The organism is Bradyrhizobium sp. PUT101 (genome assembly GCF_052043945.1).
Lineage (GTDB): Bacteria > Pseudomonadota > Alphaproteobacteria > Rhizobiales > Xanthobacteraceae > Bradyrhizobium.
The window spans coordinates 4,237,105-4,255,444 of the sequence record NZ_CP197207.1 but is presented as its reverse complement, the minus strand read 5'-3'; the positions used below and the strand labels follow the sequence as shown (position 1 = coordinate 4,255,444).

The 18,340-nt window shown below is 65.2% G+C and carries 19 protein-coding genes; 13 read left to right on the top strand and 6 right to left on the bottom strand.

All coding sequences use genetic code 11. The features are described 5' to 3' along the window. Positions 1–3: 3 nt before the first annotated feature. Positions 4–717: a ribonuclease PH gene (gene rph, locus ACSHT2_RS20605; RefSeq protein ID WP_028178946.1), complete on the bottom strand. Its 714-nt coding sequence runs from the start codon at positions 715–717 to the stop codon at positions 4–6. Positions 718–884: 167 nt separating this feature from the next. Here rph and hrcA point away from each other — a divergent pair, with 167 nt between their 5' ends. Next, entirely contained in the window at positions 885–1,973 is a 1,089-nt protein-coding gene (gene hrcA, locus ACSHT2_RS20600) for a heat-inducible transcriptional repressor HrcA (protein ID WP_124162033.1), read from the top strand. 96 nt (positions 1,974–2,069) lie between these two features. Next, positions 2,070–2,687, top strand: a complete 618-nt coding sequence (gene grpE, locus ACSHT2_RS20595; protein WP_440636140.1) for a nucleotide exchange factor GrpE — start codon at positions 2,070–2,072, stop codon at positions 2,685–2,687. A 247-nt stretch (positions 2,688–2,934) separates the two neighbouring features. Here the strand turns inward: grpE and ACSHT2_RS20590 are convergent, their stop codons facing one another. Then, positions 2,935–3,876 (bottom strand): hypothetical protein, encoded by a 942-nt coding sequence (locus ACSHT2_RS20590; protein WP_440636139.1) that lies wholly within the window; start codon positions 3,874–3,876, stop codon positions 2,935–2,937. Between the two features lie 394 nt (positions 3,877–4,270). Here ACSHT2_RS20590 and dnaK point away from each other — a divergent pair, with 394 nt between their 5' ends. From dnaK to ACSHT2_RS20550, 8 genes are all read left to right on the top strand, one after another. Next, positions 4,271–6,172, top strand: a complete 1,902-nt coding sequence (gene dnaK / locus ACSHT2_RS20585; RefSeq protein ID WP_440636137.1) for a molecular chaperone DnaK — start codon at positions 4,271–4,273, stop codon at positions 6,170–6,172. A 245-nt stretch (positions 6,173–6,417) separates the two neighbouring features. Beyond that, complete coding sequence (gene dnaJ / locus ACSHT2_RS20580; protein ID WP_440636136.1) at positions 6,418–7,554, top strand: molecular chaperone DnaJ; 1,137 nt, start codon at positions 6,418–6,420, stop codon at positions 7,552–7,554. Positions 7,555–7,640: 86 nt separating this feature from the next. Then, complete coding sequence (locus ACSHT2_RS20575; RefSeq protein WP_124162037.1) at positions 7,641–8,240, top strand: class I SAM-dependent methyltransferase; 600 nt, start codon at positions 7,641–7,643, stop codon at positions 8,238–8,240. Between the two features lie 57 nt (positions 8,241–8,297). After that, the gene (locus ACSHT2_RS20570; protein ID WP_440636135.1) at positions 8,298–8,876 is read left to right on the top strand and encodes an NADPH-dependent FMN reductase; all 579 of its coding nucleotides are present in this window, start codon (positions 8,298–8,300) and stop codon (positions 8,874–8,876) included. A 6-nt stretch (positions 8,877–8,882) separates the two neighbouring features. Then, positions 8,883–9,593 (top strand): orotidine-5'-phosphate decarboxylase, encoded by a 711-nt coding sequence (gene pyrF / locus ACSHT2_RS20565; protein WP_440636134.1) that lies wholly within the window; start codon positions 8,883–8,885, stop codon positions 9,591–9,593. A gap of 18 nt (positions 9,594–9,611) precedes the next feature. Then, entirely contained in the window at positions 9,612–9,923 is a 312-nt protein-coding gene (locus ACSHT2_RS20560; protein WP_028133551.1) for a DUF1330 domain-containing protein, read from the top strand. A gap of 238 nt (positions 9,924–10,161) precedes the next feature. Continuing rightward, positions 10,162–10,977, top strand: coding sequence for a 4-hydroxy-tetrahydrodipicolinate reductase (gene dapB, locus ACSHT2_RS20555; RefSeq protein ID WP_440636133.1), 816 nt, complete (start codon positions 10,162–10,164; stop codon positions 10,975–10,977). Between the two features lie 23 nt (positions 10,978–11,000). Further along, positions 11,001–11,624, top strand: coding sequence for a 2,3-bisphosphoglycerate-dependent phosphoglycerate mutase (locus tag ACSHT2_RS20550; protein ID WP_131870569.1), 624 nt, complete (start codon positions 11,001–11,003; stop codon positions 11,622–11,624). A gap of 115 nt (positions 11,625–11,739) precedes the next feature. On the opposite strand, the gene ACSHT2_RS20545 is transcribed toward ACSHT2_RS20550, so the two are convergent. Together ACSHT2_RS20545 and ACSHT2_RS20540 are read right to left on the bottom strand one after the other, a co-directional pair. Beyond that, positions 11,740–12,636, bottom strand: a complete 897-nt coding sequence (locus tag ACSHT2_RS20545; RefSeq protein WP_440642882.1) for a methylated-DNA--[protein]-cysteine S-methyltransferase — start codon at positions 12,634–12,636, stop codon at positions 11,740–11,742. Positions 12,637–12,689: 53 nt separating this feature from the next. Next, positions 12,690–13,223: a DUF2244 domain-containing protein gene (locus tag ACSHT2_RS20540; protein WP_440636131.1), complete on the bottom strand. Its 534-nt coding sequence runs from the start codon at positions 13,221–13,223 to the stop codon at positions 12,690–12,692. A gap of 22 nt (positions 13,224–13,245) precedes the next feature. Between ACSHT2_RS20540 and nth the strand changes: the two genes are divergently transcribed. From nth to ACSHT2_RS20525, 3 genes are all read left to right on the top strand, one after another. After that, positions 13,246–13,998 (top strand): endonuclease III, encoded by a 753-nt coding sequence (gene nth / locus ACSHT2_RS20535; RefSeq protein WP_440636129.1) that lies wholly within the window; start codon positions 13,246–13,248, stop codon positions 13,996–13,998. A 134-nt stretch (positions 13,999–14,132) separates the two neighbouring features. Then, a complete protein-coding gene (locus ACSHT2_RS20530; protein WP_440636128.1) occupies positions 14,133–15,260 on the top strand; it encodes an HlyD family secretion protein in 1,128 nt (375 codons plus the stop codon). Beyond that, positions 15,247–16,875 (top strand): MFS transporter, encoded by a 1,629-nt coding sequence (locus ACSHT2_RS20525; RefSeq protein WP_440636127.1) that lies wholly within the window; start codon positions 15,247–15,249, stop codon positions 16,873–16,875. Before ACSHT2_RS20530 ends, ACSHT2_RS20525 begins: the two co-directional genes overlap by 14 nt. Before the next feature lie 53 nt (positions 16,876–16,928). Here the strand turns inward: ACSHT2_RS20525 and ACSHT2_RS20520 are convergent, their stop codons facing one another. Together ACSHT2_RS20520 and nikR are read right to left on the bottom strand one after the other, a co-directional pair. Then, the gene (locus ACSHT2_RS20520; protein ID WP_440636126.1) at positions 16,929–17,669 is read right to left on the bottom strand and encodes a sulfate transporter family protein; all 741 of its coding nucleotides are present in this window, start codon (positions 17,667–17,669) and stop codon (positions 16,929–16,931) included. A 186-nt stretch (positions 17,670–17,855) separates the two neighbouring features. Beyond that, positions 17,856–18,296 carry a nickel-responsive transcriptional regulator NikR gene (nikR, locus tag ACSHT2_RS20515; RefSeq protein ID WP_440636125.1) on the bottom strand — a complete coding sequence of 147 codons (441 nt, stop codon included), beginning with the start codon at positions 18,294–18,296 and terminating at the stop codon, positions 17,856–17,858. Positions 18,297–18,340 lie beyond the last annotated feature (44 nt).

The window sequence follows — 18,340 nt, the reverse complement described above, 5'->3', positions numbered from 1 at the left end:
TGACTACGCCACAGCCAGTTTCTGCAAGTCCACCAGGCGCGCGACACCCTTGCGGGCCAGCGCCATCAGCGCCAGGAGCTCGGCTTCCGTGAACGGCTCGCGTTCCGCTGTGCCCTGCACCTCGATGATGCGGCCATCGCCGGTCATGACGAAATTGGCGTCGGTCTCGGCCTCGGAATCCTCGGCATAGTCGAGATCGAGCACCGGCGTGCCGTTGTAGATGCCGCAGGAGATCGCGGCGACGTTGTCGCGCAGCACGTTGGCCTTGACCATGTTCCGCGCCTTCATCCAGTTGACGCAATCGGCGAGGGCGACCCAGGCGCCCGTGATCGATGCTGTGCGCGTGCCGCCGTCGGCCTGGAGCACGTCGCAATCGACCGTGATCTGGCGCTCGCCGAGTGCCTCGAGATTGATGATGGTGCGAAGCGAGCGGCCGATCAGGCGCTGGATCTCGACGGTGCGGCCGCTCTGCTTGCCGGCGGAGGCCTCGCGGCGGGTCCGTTCCGACGTCGCGCGCGGCAGCATGCCGTATTCGGCGGTGACCCAGCCGCGGCCCTGGCCCTTCAGCCACGGCGGCAGGCGGTCCTCCAGCGTGGCGGTGACCAGCACGTGGGTGTCGCCGAATTTCACCAGGCAGGAACCTTCCGCATATTTCACCACGCCGCGCTCCAGCGTCACGGGGCGCAATTCGTCGGGCGCACGGCGGCTTGGCCGCATGGGAAATCCTCCAAAACTCACGGGAAAAGGCTGCTCGCGGTGCTTGTAGGTGGGGCGGGGATGGGCGGCAAGGTTTTTTCACCCTCTGATTCGCGGCCGCAAACGCCAGGCTTGTCAGAAGGGCCCGGGATGGACAGATTATGGGCGTCTGAGAGGAGTTGCCGTCTGTGGCCCATCACGATCCGATCCATCTGATCGCGCCGCGCGCAGGCCTTGCCCAGCTCAACGAGCGTTCCCGCGACATTTTTCGTCAAATCGTCGAAAGCTATCTGACGACCGGCGAGCCTGTCGGCTCGCGCAACATTTCCCGCCTGATCGCCATGCCGCTGTCGCCGGCGTCGGTCCGTAATGTCATGGCCGATCTGGAACAGCTCGGCCTGATCTATGCCCCGCACACCTCGGCCGGCCGCTTGCCGACGGAACTCGGCCTGCGCTTCTTCGTCGATGCCCTGATGCAGGTCGGCGACCTCAACGAGGCCGAGCGGCAATCGATCCAGAGCCAGCTCGCCTCCGTCGGCGAGGCGCAGTCGGTCGAGGCGGCGCTGGACCAGGCCCTGATGCGGCTCTCCGGCCTGACCCGGGCCGCCGCTGTGGTGTTGACGCCAAAGTCCAATGCGCGGCTGAAGCACATCGAATTCGTCCGCCTGGAACCAGAGAAAGCGCTGGTGATCCTCGTCGGCGAGGACGGCCAGGTCGAAAACCGCGTGCTGACGCTGCCGCCTGGAGTTCCCTCCTCTGCGCTCACCGAAGCCGGCAATTTCCTCAATGCGCGGATCCGCGGCCGCACGCTGGCCGAGGCGCGGCTCGAGCTCGAGACGGCACTCGGAGAGGCCCGTGCCGAACTCGATCAGCTGACGCAGAAGGTGATCTCGGCCGGCATCGCCAGCTGGTCCGGCGGCGAGAACGAGGATCGCCAGCTGATCGTCCGCGGCCATGCCAATCTGCTGGAGGATCTGCATGCGCTGGAGGATCTGGAGCGCGTTCGCCTGTTGTTCGACGATCTCGAGACCAAGCGCGGCGTGATCGACCTGCTCGGCCGTGCCGAGACGGCGGAGGGCGTGCGCATCTTCATCGGCAGCGAGAACAAGCTGTTCTCCCTGTCGGGGTCCTCCACCATCATCTCGCCCTATCGGGATGCCGCCGGCCACATCGTCGGCGTTCTCGGGGTGATCGGGCCGACGCGGCTGAATTATGCCCGCGTGATCACGACCGTGGACTACGCCGCCCGCATCGTCAGCCGCCTCCTGGGGGGCTGACCGGCGCCTCCTCCGATCACGGGCGCTTGATTTTCGTGAGCTTAGGCACGATATCCGGGCCAACAATCCCTGGAAACGAGTTCGAGATTAGAGCCGATGACCGATCGAGACCGGCAACCCGAAGACACGACCGCGCCGACGCCCGAGCCCGTGGTGTCAAAGCCCTACATCATGCCCGACGATCCCGAGCCGGGCTCGGTCGAAACGTTGCAGAAGGAAGCCGCTGAAGCGCGCGACCGCATGCTGCGGACGCTGGCCGAGATGGAGAATTTGCGCAAGCGCACCAGCAAGGAGGTCGCCGACGCGAGGCTCTATGGCATCACCGGCTTTGCTCGCGATGTGCTCGACATCGCCGACAATCTCCAGCGCGCGCTCGATGCCGTTCCGGCCGAGGCGCGTGCTGCGGCCGATCCCGGCCTGACCTCGCTGATCGAGGGCGTCGAGCTCACCGAGCGCTCGCTGCTCAACGCGCTGGAAAAGCACGGCGTGAAGAAGTTCGATCCACAGGGCCAGAAGTTCGATCCGAACTTCCAGCAGGCAATGTTCGAGGTGCCTGATGCGTCGGTGCCGTCGGGCACCGTGGTGCAGGTCATGCAGGCCGGCTACACCATCGGCGAGCGCGTGCTGCGCCCGGCACTGGTCGGCGTTGCCAAGGGCGGTGCGAAGGCTGCCCCCGCCGCCAACAACAATGAATCGAACGGCGCGCCGAACTGATCGAACCTCATGGTGAGGAGGCGCCAGGCGCCGTCTCGAACCATGTAGGCCCCGGCAGTTGCGGCTCGGCCTTCATCCTTCGAGGCGCGCGCGAACAAGCGCGCTCCTCGAGCGAGGGAGGGAGGGCATCTTGCTTGCGGATGCAGCTAAAGCGCGATGCGATGAGGATGAATCGTCATCGCGCTTTAGGTTGTTGTTTAAGCATGATCTTTTCGGAAAACCGCTGCGCACTTTTCCGGATCATGCTTTAGCCCTTCGGCTGGATGCCGTCGCGGACGGCGCGGAAGCGGGTGAAGGCGGGCAGCCACTGGTCGCGTGGGGCGCTGGCGATGATGCGCAATGACGCGCCGCCAGTTGAGAAGCGGATCCACTGCACCACGGTCACAGGGATCTTGTCCTTGCCGCTGACGCCGTCGATCCGGGTCTCGAAACCCTGCTGGCCGTTGATGCGGATCGGCTCGGACATGGTGACGCGCGACTCGCGCACGCCGGGAATCTGGAGCGCCGCCTCCTGGGCGAAGCGGGCGCGGTCGTCGGCCTGCTGCGGGGTGGCGCCGATCAGGCCGAGGATCATGAACGGCTTCGACTCGTAGCCCGTGCTCTCGTCGCCGTCGGCCAGGATGATGCTCGAGCCCGGCGCCAGGGTCCGGATGTCCTTGAAGTCGGCGAGATTCGTGATCTTGAACGGCATCAGCGCGATCTGCTCTTCGGCTGCGACCTGCCTGCGGGTGACGGCGCTCGCAAACATCTGCCGCACCGCTTCATCCGTGTAGATCTTGGTCGCATTCTCCGGGATCTGCACCGCGACATAGCCGGAGAAGCCGGCGCCGGGCACGATCATCGAGTAGCGCTTCACCGCCGTATCGCCGGCCTTGCCGCTTTCGGTGGTGAAATAGGCAAGGCCTGCGGGGGTCTCGATCTTGTCCTGCTTGACGCCATTGGTCCCGGCGGGACTGGAATTGAAGGCGCTCGCGACCTCGCCATAGGCCGCCGGCGGCAGCTCTGTGATCAGCACCTTGACGCTGCCGTCCTCGCTCTCGAAGCCCGGAAAGGTTTTGGCCGTACTGAGGCCGATCAGCGGCACCATGCCGAGACGCAAGCCAGGTGGGAAGACGGCGTCCGCGGCGAAGGCCGGAAACGCGGAGGCGGCGAGGAGGGCGAGCGCAGCGAGGGGACGGATCAGCTTCATGGGCACTCTGATTGGTTCACATTGAGGCCGTTCGATGGTCGGCCGCCGGGCCGCTTTGTCGCGCGAAGCAGCTGCGCCGGCTGTACGGCCAGTCCGCCTTTTAGCGGGTTTGGCCTTGCCGCAACAGGGCGGGGCCCGCTGCGGTAGCGGGGGCTTGCCGAAGCCCGAACCTGTTAATAATTCCTCACCCGCAAGGGCGCTGGGGCCCGGACATCATCTTCCAAAACCCAATGTTTTCGCGGCAGAAACGTAGCTTCGGTCCTTGCGGGCCCCTCCCCCCCTCCTATATGAGCCTCAATCATCGCAATATCGCGGATGTTTGATCTTAGGGGGTTTCGGTTCGGGTGCCTTCTGGGCCCAGCCAACCTGCCGCAAAAAGAAGGGTATCAGGACCATGGGAAAGGTCATTGGGATCGACCTCGGCACCACGAATTCGTGCGTCGCCGTAATGGATGGCAAGAACGCCAAAGTCATCGAGAATTCCGAAGGCATGCGCACGACGCCTTCGATTGTCGCCGTGACGGATGACGGCGAGCGCCTCGTCGGCCAGCCGGCCAAGCGCCAGGCCGTCACCAATCCCGAGCGCACCTTCTTCGCAGTGAAGCGCCTCATCGGCCGCCGCTACGACGACCCGATGGTCGAGAAGGACAAGAAGCTCGTCCCGTACAAGATCGTGAAAGCCTCCAACGGCGACGCCTGGGTCGAGGCCGACGGCCAGACCTACTCGCCCTCGCAGGTCTCGGCGTTCATCTTGCAGAAGATGAAGGAGACCGCGGAAGCCCATCTCGGCCAGAAGGTCGATCAGGCCGTCATCACCGTTCCCGCCTACTTCAACGACGCCCAGCGCCAGGCGACCAAGGACGCCGGCAAGATTGCGGGCCTCGAAGTGCTGCGCATCATCAACGAGCCGACCGCGGCCGCGCTCGCCTATGGCCTCGACAAGACCAAGGCCGGTACCATCGCCGTGTACGACCTCGGCGGCGGCACCTTCGATATCTCCATTCTCGAGATCGGCGACGGCGTGTTCGAGGTGAAGTCGACCAACGGCGACACCTTCCTCGGCGGCGAAGACTTCGACATGCGCCTCGTGGGTTATCTGGCCGATGAGTTCCAGAAGGAGCAGGGCATCAACCTGCGCAACGACAAGCTCGCGTTGCAGCGCCTGAAGGAAGCCGCTGAAAAGGCCAAGATCGAACTGTCCTCGACGACGCAGACCGAGATCAACCTGCCGTTCATCACCGCGGACCAGACCGGTCCGAAGCATCTGACGATGAAGCTCACCCGCGCCAAGTTCGAGGCGCTGGTCGACGACCTCGTCCAGAAGACCGTCGAGCCCTGCCGCAAGGCGCTGAAGGATGCCGGCGTCACCGCCGGTGAAATCGGCGAAGTCGTTCTGGTCGGCGGCATGTCGCGCATGCCGAAGGTCCAGGAAGTCGTGAAGCAGCTGTTCGGCAAGGAGCCGCACAAGGGCGTCAACCCGGACGAAGTCGTGGCGATCGGTGCCGCGATCCAGGCCGGCGTGCTCCAGGGCGACGTCAAGGACGTGCTGCTGCTCGACGTGACCCCGCTGTCGCTGGGCATCGAGACGCTGGGTGGCGTGTTCACCCGCATCATCGACCGCAACACCACGATCCCGACCAAGAAGAGCCAGGTGTTCTCGACGGCTGAAGACAGTCAGAATGCCGTCACCATCCGCGTCTTCCAGGGCGAGCGCGAAATGGCGGCCGACAACAAGATGCTCGGCCAGTTCGACCTGATGGGCATCCCGCCGGCTCCGCGCGGCATGCCGCAGATCGAGGTGACCTTCGACATCGACGCCAACGGCATCGTCAACGTCTCGGCCAAGGACAAGGCCACGGGCAAGGAGCAGCAGATCCGCATCCAGGCCTCGGGCGGCCTGTCGGAAGCCGACATCGAGAAGATGGTCAAGGACGCCGAGGCCAATGCCGAAGCGGACAAGAAGCGCCGCGAGGCCGTGACCGCCAAGAACGAGGCCGATGGCCTGGTGCATTCGACCGAGAAGGCGCTGGCCGAGCACGGTTCGAAGGTCGCCGAGAGCGAGCGACGCGCCATCGAGGATGCCGTCAGCGACCTCAAGGAAGCGCTGAAGGGCGACGATGCGGAGGCGATCAAGGCCAAGACCCAGACGCTGGCGCAGGCTTCGATGAAGCTCGGCGAGGCCATGTACAAGCAGCAGGCCGAGGCCGACGCCAAGAAGGATGCGGCCAAGGACGACGTCGTCGATGCGGAGTTCACCGAAGTCGACGACGACAAGAACAACAAGAAGTCCGCCTGAACCCCGAGAGGGTGACGATGCGGGCGGCTTGGACCCCACACGCTTCTTCAGCCTCCCCCTTCGCGGGGGAGGCTGTCGTGTCGAGGTCGCCGGGGTACGCTCCCGCTACGATCGATCAATTCCCAGCCGTTATTCTCAGCGCTGCCATGCTGCCCTCTGCCGCAAGGTCGAAGGGCGCTTATATTGCCGCGTGGCAACGTTGTTTCGCCCCAACTTGAATCGCGATTGGATAGACCGAGCTCAGCATGTCCACGTCCACCAAGCGCTGCTATTACGAGACTCTCGAAGTCGAACGTGATGCCGACGAATCCAAGTTGAAATCGTCGTTCCGCAAGCTTGCGATGAAATTCCATCCCGATCGCAATCCCGGGGATGAGACCAGCGAAGTCAAGTTCAAGGAAATCAACGAGGCCTACGAGATCCTGAAGGACAAGGACAAGCGCGCCGCCTATGACCGTTACGGCCATGCCGCCTTCGAGCAGGGCGGCGGTTTCGGCGGCGGCGCCGGCTTCGGCGCGGGCTTCGCCTCCTCGTTCTCGGACATTTTCGAAGACCTGTTCGGCATGGCCGGTCAGCGCGGCCGCGGCGGCCGCGAGCGTGGGGCCGACCTGCGCTACAACATGGAGATCACCCTCGAGGAAGCGTTCGGCGGAAAGACCGCGCAGATCGAGATTCCGGTCTCGGTCACCTGCGAGGCCTGTTCGGGCATCGGTGCCAAGGCCGGCACCAAGCCGAAGACCTGCTCGACCTGCGGCGGCGCCGGCCGCGTGCGGCAGTCGCAGGGCTTCTTCACGCTGGAGCGGACCTGTCCCGGCTGCCAGGGTCGCGGTCAGATGATCGAGGACGCCTGCCCGGCCTGCGCTGGCCAGGGCCGGGTCACCCGCGAGCGCACGCTGTCGGTCAACATTCCGCAAGGCGTCGAGGACGGCACACGGATCAGGCTCGCCGGCGAGGGCGAGGCCGGGGTCCGCGGCGGCCCGGCCGGCGACCTCTACATCTTCCTCTCGCTGGCCCAGCACCAGTTCTTCCAGCGCGACGGTGCCGATCTGCATTGCCGCGTGCCGATCTCGATGGTCACCGCCGCCCTCGGCGGCGAATTCGAGGTGCCGACGATCGAGAAGAGCAAGGCCAAGGTGAAGGTGCCCGCCGGAACCCAGTCGGGCCGTCGATTTCGCATTGCATCAAAAGGCATGCCGGTGCTGCGCTCCCGCCAGACCGGCGACATGTATGTCCAGGTCGTGGTCGAGACGCCGCAGAACCTCACCAAGAAGCAGCAGGAATTGTTGGCCGAGTTCGAAAAGCTTTCCTCCGGCAACACCCAGCCGGAATCCGACGGCTTCTTCGCCAAGGTCAAGGATTTCTTCGGTAATCGGGCGAGTTGAGTCGGCTTGACCGTGCCGCCTTCGGCCTATACGTCTTTATGACCATTTTCTGACACGCCGCTCTCGCGGTCCCGTCCGGTCCCGACATGCCATTGCCATCGTCCGCGCGTGCGTTGAAGAAGCCTCGTCTTGACGACGAGGTGCGCTTTCTCAGATCGTGGATCGAAAAGCCGCTGCACATGGGCGCGGTGATGCCGTCGGGCAAGCTGTTGGCCCGGACCATGGCCCATTACGTCGATGTCGATTCGGACGCGCCCGTGGTCGAGCTTGGGCCCGGTACCGGCGCCATCACCTCGGCCCTGATCGAGCGCGGCGTCGATCAGAAGCGTCTCGTCCTCGTCGAATACAATCCCGGCTTCTGCGCGCTCCTGCGCGACCGCTACCCACAAGCCAAGGTGGTGCAGGGCGATGCCTATCGCCTTCGCGACACGCTCTGGAATGTCTTGAGCGCGCCGGCTAGCGCAGTCGTCTCGGGCCTGCCGCTCGTCACAAAACCGATGCTGACGCGGCTGCGGCTCATCCGTGACGCCTTCAACGCGCTCGCGCCCGGCGCGCCCTTCATCCAGTTCACCTATGCGGTGGTGCCGCCGATCCCGAAATCGCTGCCTGGCGTGTCCACAGAGGCTTCGGAACGGATCTGGATGAACCTTCCGCCGGCGCGCGTCTGGGTGTATCGCAAGGACTAATTCCGCCGGCTCCTCCTTTTGCGCGGCGGGCTCGTTTGGCCGAACGCATGGGATCGGATGTCCGCACCCAAGATCCTGATCATTCCCGGCTCGCTGCGCAGCGGCTCGCACAATGCGAAGCTGGCGGCGGTCGCCGCGTATGAATTCGCCCGGGCCGGGGTAGACGTCACCCGCATCTCGCTGGCCGATTTTCCGCTGCCGATCTACGACGGCGATCTCCAGGCCAAATCCGGCGTGCCCAAGCACGCCATCAATCTCAAGCGCATGATCGGCGCCCATCACGGCGTGCTCATCGTCTCGCCCGAATATAACGCCTCGGTGCCGCCGCTTCTCAAGAACGCGATCGACTGGGTCAGCCGCGTGCACGAGCTGCACGAAGCGCGCGGGCAGGTGTTCCGCAATCGCGTCTTCGCGCTCGCCGGCGCCTCGCAGAGCCGGCTCGGCGCGGCCCGCGCGCTCCAGGCCTTGCGGCTGATCCTCTCCTCCTGCCACGCCAATGTGATTGCCAGCCAGCTCACGCTCGCCTTTGCCGACCAGGCCTATGACGATATGGACAGGCTGAAGAATGAGGGCGATATCGCCGCGTTGCAGGAGCTGGTAGCGCAGTTGATCGACGTTTCCCAACGCATGATGTGAGGTGACATGACGCCAGCCGAGATTGCCCCCAAGGACCGCCTGATCGTTCCGCTCGATGTTTCGAGCCCGGAGGCTGCGGAGGCGATGGTCGCAAGGCTCGGCGACAGCGTCACATTCTACAAGATCGGCTATCAGCTCGCCTATGCCGGCGGCCTGCCGCTGATTGGCAAGCTCGCCGACAAGGGCAAGAAGGTGTTTGCCGATCTCAAGATGCACGACATCGGCAACACCGTGATGCGCGGTGTCGAGAGTGTCGCCAAGCTGGGAGCGACTTTCCTCACCGTCCACGCTTATCCGCAGACCATGAAGGCGGCGGTCGAAGGGCGTGGCGGATCGAGCTTGAAGATTCTCGCCGTCACAGTGCTGACCTCGTACAACGACGACGATCTGCACGCGGCCGGGTATCGGCTCGGCGTTTCCGAGCTGGTCGAAGCGCGCGCGCAGCAAGCGCAGGTACTCGGCATCGATGGACTCGTCTGCTCGCCGGAAGAGGTGGGTGCCTTGCGCAAGATCGTCGGCCATCAGATGAGCCTCGTCACGCCTGGTATCCGTCCGGCGGGCGCACCGACCGGCGACCAGAAGCGTGTCATGACGCCGGCGCGTGCGATCGCTGCGGGCGCCGACTATCTCGTCGTCGGACGGCCGATACTCGATGCGTCCGATCCCAAGGCGGCGGCCGACGCAATCCAGGCCGAGATCGTGCAAGCGCTCAGCTGATCAACAAGGGAGAGAACAATGGCAAAGGGCTACTGGATCGGGCGTGTCGATGTGAGCAGTGACGAGGGCTACAAGCCCTACGCCGTCGCCAACGGTCCGATCTTCAAGAAATGGGGCGGCCGCTTCGTCGTTCGCGCCGGCAAGTTCACCACCGTCGAAGGTGCCAGCCGCACCCGCAATGTCGTGATCGAATTTCCGGACTACGAGACCGCGCTCGCCTGCTACAACTCGCCGGAATACCAGGCCAACATCAAGGTGCGCCAGCCGCACTCGGTCGCCGACCTCATCATCATCGAAGGCTATGACGGCCCACAGCCGCAGGACGGCTGAGGCGCGTTCTCTCTTGGCCCTACCTCTAGGGCAGGGCTATTGCATTTGAAGTCATGGCAGAGGTCGTCATGCCCGGGCCTGTCCCGGGCATCCACGTTCCTTGTGCTGCGTGGCAGGCGTGGATGGCCGGGACAAGCCCGGCCATGACGCTGTGGAGTCAGTCGGTGCCCCACAGCCTGACCCCTCGGTTGCCGGAACTGCATCCCCCCGCTAAAACGGCGACTGAGAGGATCACACCATGTCCGACATGCGCTTGATTGTTGCAGGAGCCGGAGGCCGGATGGGCCGGGCGCTGACGCGGGCGATTGCCGAGAGCAAGGGCGCGGTGCTGGCGGGCGCGCTGGAGGCGCCGGGCTCGGAGCTGCTCGGCAAGGATGCCGGCGTGCTCGCAGGCCTGCCGGCCAACGGCATCAAGCTCTCCGCCGATCTCTGGGCAATGTCCAAGGATGCCGACGGCATCCTCGACTTCACCGTCCCGGCGGCGACCATCGCCAATGTCGCGATCGCCGCCGAGCGCGGCATCGTCCACGTCATCGGCACGACCGGACTGTCCGGCTCCGACAACGCGGTGATCAAGAGCGTCACCAATCGCGCCGTCGTGGTGCAGTCGGGCAATATGAGCCTCGGCGTCAATCTGCTCGCCGCCGTGGTCAAGCGCGTCGCCAAGGCGCTCGACCAGAGCTTCGACATCGAGATCGTCGAAACCCATCATCGCATGAAGGTCGACGCGCCCTCGGGCACGGCGCTGATGCTGGGCCAGGCCGCAGCCAGTGGCCGCGGCGTCACCCTCGATGACCATTCCGAGCGCGGGCGCGACGGCATCACCGGTGCGCGCAGGCCGGGCAATATCGGCTTCGCGTCCTTGCGCGGCGGCACCGTCGCCGGCGATCACAGCGTCAGCTTCCTCGGCCCGTTCGAGCGCCTGACGCTGTCGCACCAGGCCGAGGACCGCATGCTGTTCGCCCATGGCGCGCTGAAGGCGTCGCTGTGGGCGCACGGCAAGCAGCCGGGGCACTACTCCATGGCCGACGTGCTCGGCCTCTCCGACATCTGAGCGAACCTAACGGAAAACAGTCAATGAGCGAACGTCTTCTCGTGCTCGTGCGCCACGGCCAGAGCGAATGGAATCTGAAGAACCTGTTCACGGGGTGGAAGGATCCCGACCTCACCGAGCTCGGCGTGAACGAAGCCAGGGAAGCCGGCCGCAAGCTGAAGGCACAGGGTCTCGTGTTCGACGTCGCCTTCACCTCGGTCCTGACGCGCGCGCAGCACACGCTGGATCTCATCCTCGCCGAGCTCGGCCAGACCGGTCTGCCGACCTCGAAGAACCTCGCGTTGAACGAGCGCGATTACGGCGATCTCTCCGGTCTCAACAAGGACGATGCGCGCAAGAAATGGGGCGAGGACCAGGTGCTGATCTGGCGCCGTTCCTACGACGTACCGCCGCCCGGCGGCGAAAGCCTGAAGGACACGCTCGCGCGTGCGCTGCCCTATTACGTGCAGGAGATTCTGCCCGCCGTGCTCAACGGCAAGCGCACCCTGGTTGCCGCCCACGGCAATTCGCTGCGCGCGCTGATCATGGTGCTGGAGAAGCTCTCGCCGGAGGGCATCCTGAAGCGCGAACTCGCCACCGGTGTGCCGATCATCTACCGGCTCAATGCGGATTCGACGGTGGCCTCGAAGCTGGATCTGGCGGGCTGATAGACGTTGTCATTCCGGGGCGCCCGAAGGGCGAACCCGGAATCTCGGGCTTCCCAGGTGCGCAATGGCGCACCATAGTTCGATGCTTCGCACCGCCGGGAACGACATCAGAAAGTCACTGCAGCCCCAGCTGTCCCGCTTCCCAGCCCAGCATCGCCTGCTTGCGGGTGATGCCCCAATGATAGCCGGTGAGCGTGCCGCTCTTGCCGAGCGCGCGGTGGCACGGCACGACGAAGGAGACCGGGTTCTTGCCGACCGCAGCGCCGACGGCGCGCGAGGCCTTCGGACTCCTGATGTTGCAGGCGATGTCGGAATAGGACACCGCGCGTCCCATCGGAATTTTCAGCAGCGTCTCCCACACCCGCACCTCGAAATCGGTGCCGATCAGGACCACGCGCAGCGGCTGGTCCGGTCGCCACAGCTTTGGGTCGAAGACGCGCGCTGCGAACGGCGCGGTGCCTTCGTGATCTTCCACATAGGTGGCCTTCGGCCAGCGCCGCGTCATGTCGGCGAGCGCCACCTTCTCCTCGCCGTGATCGGCGAAAGCGAGGCCGGTCAGGCCGCGATCGGTGGCGATCACGATCGCGGTACCGAATGGCGAGGGATGGAAGCCGTAGCGCAGGGTGAGGCCGGCACCGCCATTCTTCCATTCGCCCGGCGACATCGCTTCGTGGGTGACGAAGAGATCGTGCAACCGGCCCGGGCCCGACAGGCCGGAGTCGAGCGCCGCGTCAAGGATGCTGGCGGAATCCCTGAGCAGGTTCTTGGCGTGGTCGAGGGTGAGCGCCTGCATGAAGGCCTTCGGTGTGATCGAGGCCCAGCGGCGGAACAGATGGTGCAGCTCGTCCGGCGTGACGCCGGCGGCATCCGCCATCGCCTCGATGGTCGGCTGCGCGCGCCAGTTCGCCGAGATGAAGGCGATCGCCCGGCGCACCGAATCGTAGTCGCGCAACGCGGCGTTCTGGGTGCCCGGCTTGGTCAGGCGCTGGTCATGTATCGCGAGGGTCATCATGACCGGAATGTAGGAGAAGGGGTGGCTCGAAACCACCCGATTTCCGACTGTGCTCAGGTCACCGGATTATAGGTCGGGCCACGCCGAGCGGCGTTCAGGGCTCCGACCAACGCATTGTAAAAGCTTGCTTTTTCCTCAGGCCCGAGAAAGCCGGCGATGAGCAGCCGGCGGCCGCGCGAGATCAGATAGAGGTGCTCGATGCCGTATTCCTCGTCGATCTCCTGGTCGAGCCGGACCCAGAGCGGATTGAAGGTCCATTCCGCAACCTGGCCACGATGGCTGACGCGCCGCACGCGCAGTTCCGACGGCGTCACCACGATCTCCTCGCTGGCCCGCGCCGCGCGGAAATTGACCTTGAAGGCCCACCAGATCACCAGCACGTCGAGGCCGAAAAAGCCGAACACCGGCCAGGCGCCCATCATCAGGAAGGCGAGGCCGGTGACGAAGCTGACGACGCTCAGGAACAGCATCACGGCGAGAAAGCCTGTGCGGTTCAGCGAGCGGTGCGGCGTCAGCAGCGCGGAGAAGATCTGAGGCTCGTCCTCGCTTTCAGATCGCGCGCACTCAATTTCGTTGCCTGTGCTCATCGTCCATCAGTATATCCCGATCATGGCGAAAATCACCCGCAAGCCGGCCCCGCGTAAAGCGGCGGTGCTGAAGAAAAAGGCAAAACCGGTCGCGACCAAACCGAAGGCGCCCGCGAAAAAATCGCTCAGAGCCGCAAGACCCTGGACGCCGGCTGAGGTCCACGAGGTCTTCAGCCGTTTCCGCAAGGCCAATCCGGAGCCGAAGGGCGAGCTCGAGCACGTCAATCCGTTCACGCTGCTGGTTGCCGTTGTGCTGTCGGCGCAGGCGACCGATGCCGGCGTCAACAAGGCGACGCGCGCATTGTTCGAGGTCGCCGACACCCCGCAGAAGATGCTCGAGCTCGGCGAGGAGCGCCTGCGCGAGTACATCAAGACCATCGGCCTCTACCGCACCAAGGCGAAGAACGTGATCGCGCTGTCGGCGAAGCTGCTCAGCGAATTCGGCGGCCAAGTGCCGCGCACGCGTGCCGGGATCGAATCGCTGCCCGGCGCCGGACGCAAGACCGCGAACGTCGTGCTCAACATGGCCTTCGGCGAGCACACCATGGCGGTCGACACACATGTCTTCCGCGTCGGCAACCGCACCGGACTTGCGCCCGGCAAGACGCCGCTCGAGGTCGAGCTCGGTCTCGAAAAGGTCATCCCGGCAGAGTTCATGCTGCATGCCCATCATTGGTTGATCCTGCACGGGCGCTATACTTGCATCGCGCGCAAGCCGCGCTGCGAGGTGTGCCTGATCAACGATCTCTGCCGGTGGCCGGAGAAGACGGTGTGATTTAATGACCGTCATTCCGGGACTGTCCGAAGGACCGGGTCCGGAATCTCGAGATTCCAGGTTCGATGCTACGCATCGCCCCGGAATGACAAGGCGGGATTTGTGTTTTAGCGGCGCCGGGTTGAGGTGATCTCGTGAGTCAACAAGAACAGAACGCACCACCCGCACCGCCAGCCTCAGCGCCGAAGCCGACACAGCGGCCGGCCACGCCGCTCTGGGGCCGGCTCGCGATCCCGCTGTTTGCGGTCATCGTCGCGCTCGCCTTCGTGGCGCTGGCGACGCTGCGCTTCGACGAGTGGGTCGGCAATGCGGTGATCCAGACCACCAATGACGCCTATGTGCGCGCCGAGCTGACGCGTCTGTCGAGCCGTGTCTCGGGCGAAGTGCTCAGCGTGGGGATCACCGATTTCCAGCGCGTCAAGGCCGGTGACCTCCTGATCCAGATCGATCCTGCCGATTACGAGGCGCAAGTCGCGCAGGCCGAAGCTGCGGTCGCCGCGGCGCAAGCCGCGCTCGACAATCTCGCCAACCAGATCGAGCTGCAATATGCAACGATCGCGCAGGCGCAGGCCGCGCGGCTGTCTGCGGAGGCCTTGGAGGTCGAGGCACGGCAGGAGCAGGAGCGTCAGCAATCGCTGTCGCAGACCGAGTCCGGCACGCGCCAGCGCCTCGAGCAGGCGGTCGCCGCTTACGCCAAGGCACAGGCCGACGTGCGCGCGAGCCGCGCCGTGATCGCCGCCCAGCAGCACCAGCTCGAAGTCCTGCAAGGTACCAGGAAGCAGCGCGCCGCCGATGTCGAGGCGGCGAAGGCGACGCTGGCGGGTACGAAGCTCAAGCTTGGTTACACGAAGATCACCGCGCCGTTCGACGGCGTTGTCGGCGAGCGCCAGGTGCAGCCCGGCGATTACGTCAATATCGGCACCAACCTCATCAACGTGGTGCCGCTGCCCAAGGTCTATGTGATCGCGAACTACAAGGAGACCCAGCTCACACACGTGGTACCGGGCCAGCCGGTCGAGATCACCGTCGACAGTTTCCCGCGCGAGAAGCTGCGCGGCAGGGTCGAGCGCATTGCGCCGGCGACGGGTGCACAGGTGGCGCTGCTGCCGCCCGACAACGCAACAGGCAATTTCACAAAGGTCGTGCAGCGCATTCCCGTGCGCATTCAGTTCGATGATAACCAGCCGCTGCTGGCGCGGCTGGTACCGGGCATGTCGGTGGTCACCAGCATCGATACGAAGGCCGCGAATGGCCGAAAATGACGATGCCGGCCGCGAGCCGCTCTCGCGCGGCGGCGTCGCGCCGCAACCCCTGTTCGCCGTCGCGGCGGTGCTGCTCGGCTCGTTCCTCGCCAATTTCGACAGCCGGCTGACCACGGTCGGCCTGCCGGACCTGCGCGGCGCGTTCTCGCTCGGCTTCGACGAGGGCGCCTGGCTCTCGACCGCCGGCATCGGCTCGCAGATCTTCATCGCGCCTGCGGTGGCCTGGCTTGCCACGGTGTTCGGCCTGCGCCGCGTGCTCGGCATCCCCAGCCTCGTCTATGCCGCCGTCTCGTTCATCATTCCGTTCGTGCACGACTATCCGACATTGCTCGCGCTCAGCGTAGTGCATGGTCTCTTGCTCGGCACCTTCGTGCCGGCGACGCTGATGATCGTGTTCCGCAATCTGCCGATCCGCTGGTGGCTGCCGGCGATCTCGATCTATGCGATCCGCGTCGGCTTCGCGTTGGACACCTCGACCTCGCTCGTCGGCTTCTATGTCGACCATCTCGGCTGGCAATGGCTGTACTGGCAAGGCGTGGTGATCGCGCCCTTGATGGGCCTGATGGTCTATCTGGGCACGCCGAACGAGCCGGTGAACCGCGCGCTGCTGCGCGAGGCCGATTGGGGCGGCATGCTGCTGCTCGGCGCCTCGGTGTCGATGATCTATGCGGGGCTCGACCAGGGCAACCGGCTGGACTGGCTCGGTTCCGGCACGGTGATGGCACTGCTGGCTGGTGGCGCGGTGCTGTTTCTGGCCTTCCTCGTCAACGAGTCCCTGGTGCGGCAGCCCTGGGCACATGTCAACGTGCTGTTCTCGCGCAACATCGGCCTGGGACTGGTCCTGATCCTGCTCTACACGCTGACCAGCCTGTCCAATGCGTCGCTGGTGCCGAACTTCCTCGCCACCATCGCGCTGCTCAGGCCCGAGCAGAGCGGCCTCTTGCTGCTCACCTGTGGCGCGTTGCCGATGTTCGTGCTGGTGCCGGTCTCGATCTGGCTGCTGCGGCATTTCGATACGCGGACGGTGATCGTCGTGGGCTTTGCCTGCTTCGCCGCGGCGAATCTCTGGGGCACCCGGCTCAGCCACGACTGGGCGCGCGAGGACTTCGTCGGCATCGTGCTGCTCCAGGCGATCGGGCAGTCGCTCACCTTGCTGCCGTTGATCATCACGCTGCTCTCCAACTCCGATCCCAGCCGGGCCACATCCTTTGCCGCCTATATCCAGATCATGCGTCTCGGCGGCGCCGAGATCGGCGTGGCGCTGATGGGCACCTGGCTGCGCGTGCGGGAGCAGGTCCATTCTTTCTATCTCGGCCAGAACCTTGCGGTCGGCGATGTCGATGTAGTGGAGAGGCTGAAGCAGCTCGCCGATCACTTCGCCGCCCATGGCACAGGAACGGCGCAGGCGCGCGCGGTCGGCACGCTGGCGGGCATCGTGCAGCGCGAGGCCAATGTGCTCGCCTATATCGACGGCTTCTGGCTGTGTTTCTGGCTCGCGGTGATCGCACTCGGCATCGTCGCGCTGGTCTCCCGCGCGCCGACGGGTCCCTTCGCGCCGGCGCCGTTCGGCTTCGCCAGGATGCTGCTGCGAAAGTGTGGGGTGCAGGTGAGCTGAGTGCTATTCGTTGTCAAACGGGGTGTCTCCCCGTCGGGGAGAGGGTGAGGAGTTCACCGCACCTGCCGCGCCGGCTCGATCAGCTCGGGCCGCGGGCCTGATAGCCGCTTGTGCATGTGGACCATGAAGGCCATGCCGAAGATCGGCGTCGCCAGGTTGACGATCGGGATCGAGACGAAGGCGGCGATGAACAGGCCGGCGGTGAAGATGGTTGCGGCATGGTCGCGCCGCATCGCCTTGGCTTCCTCCGGGGTGCGGAAGCGCATCGCGGCGAGTTCGAAATATTCGCGGCCGAGCAGCCAGGCCGCGGCGAGGAAGAAGATCAGGAAACCCGCGCCGGCGAACAACACCAGCGGCAAGGCGACGAGATAGATCACAATCGTCAAGAGCGCGGTCTTGATGCCCTCGAGGATCGCCTGGCTGAACGGCAGCGCCACGCCGGGCCGCTCGGCCGGATAGTGCTCGCGCTCGACGATGTCGGCGACGTCGTCGACGAACAGGCTCGCCACCAGCGAGGTGATCGCGGGCATCAGGAAGATGCCGCCGAACACGACTCCCAGGCCCGCCGCGATCGAGACGATCCAGGACAGGACTTCGATCGATGAATGCCAGCCCGGTCCGAGCAGGCCTTCCAGCCAGACCTCGCCATTGGTCGCAAACCAGCTGAGGAGCCGCTGCAGGCCGATCGCCAGTACGGTGATCAGCACCAGCGCCAAGCCGACCGATCGCCACAGGATCGAGCGCATCGGCGGCGAGATCATTTGCGACAGCGCCTTGATGGCGGCATCCAGCATGGGGCATCCTCTCAGGTAGACTATCTGCGAGAAGTAGAGATGCAGGGCGGCTTCGGCAAGGCTGACTTTCCCGCCTGCGGCTTAACGCGCGGCCCGGACCCAGGCGCTTGCGGCGAGATGGCCCCGGCTCTGCGGCAGCACCGCTGAAGAAGCGCTGCGCCGCGTCCGGGGCACGAGAGCTACTGTCTACCCGTGCCTGTGCTTGCGCGCCTTCGCCTGCTTCCCTTCGCCGGTCGGAATCATCACCACCCGGCCGTAGCGCACGCCGCGTTCGGCGATGATGTGGTCGGCGAAGTGCCTGACTTCGGAGGCGCTGCCGCGCAACGCCGTCATCTCCATGCAGTTGTTATCGTCGAGATGGACGTGCAGCGTCGCCAGCGCGAGGTCGTGATGGCCGTGGAATTCCTGCACCAGGCGCTTTGAGAGATCGCGCGCGGCGTGGTCGTAGACATAGACGAGACCGGCCACGCATTGGCCGGTCTGTGCCGTGTCCTCCGTGCTCTGTTGCAGGCCGGCGCGGGCGAGATCGCGAATGATCTCGGAGCGGTTCTGGTAGCCGCGCGCCTCCGCCGCGGCGTCGATCTCCGCCAGGAGATCGTCCTCGATCGTGATCGTTATCCGCTGCATCGGGTCCTCTCCATCGGGCTACCGGGCTTTTGTAGCCTTTCCAC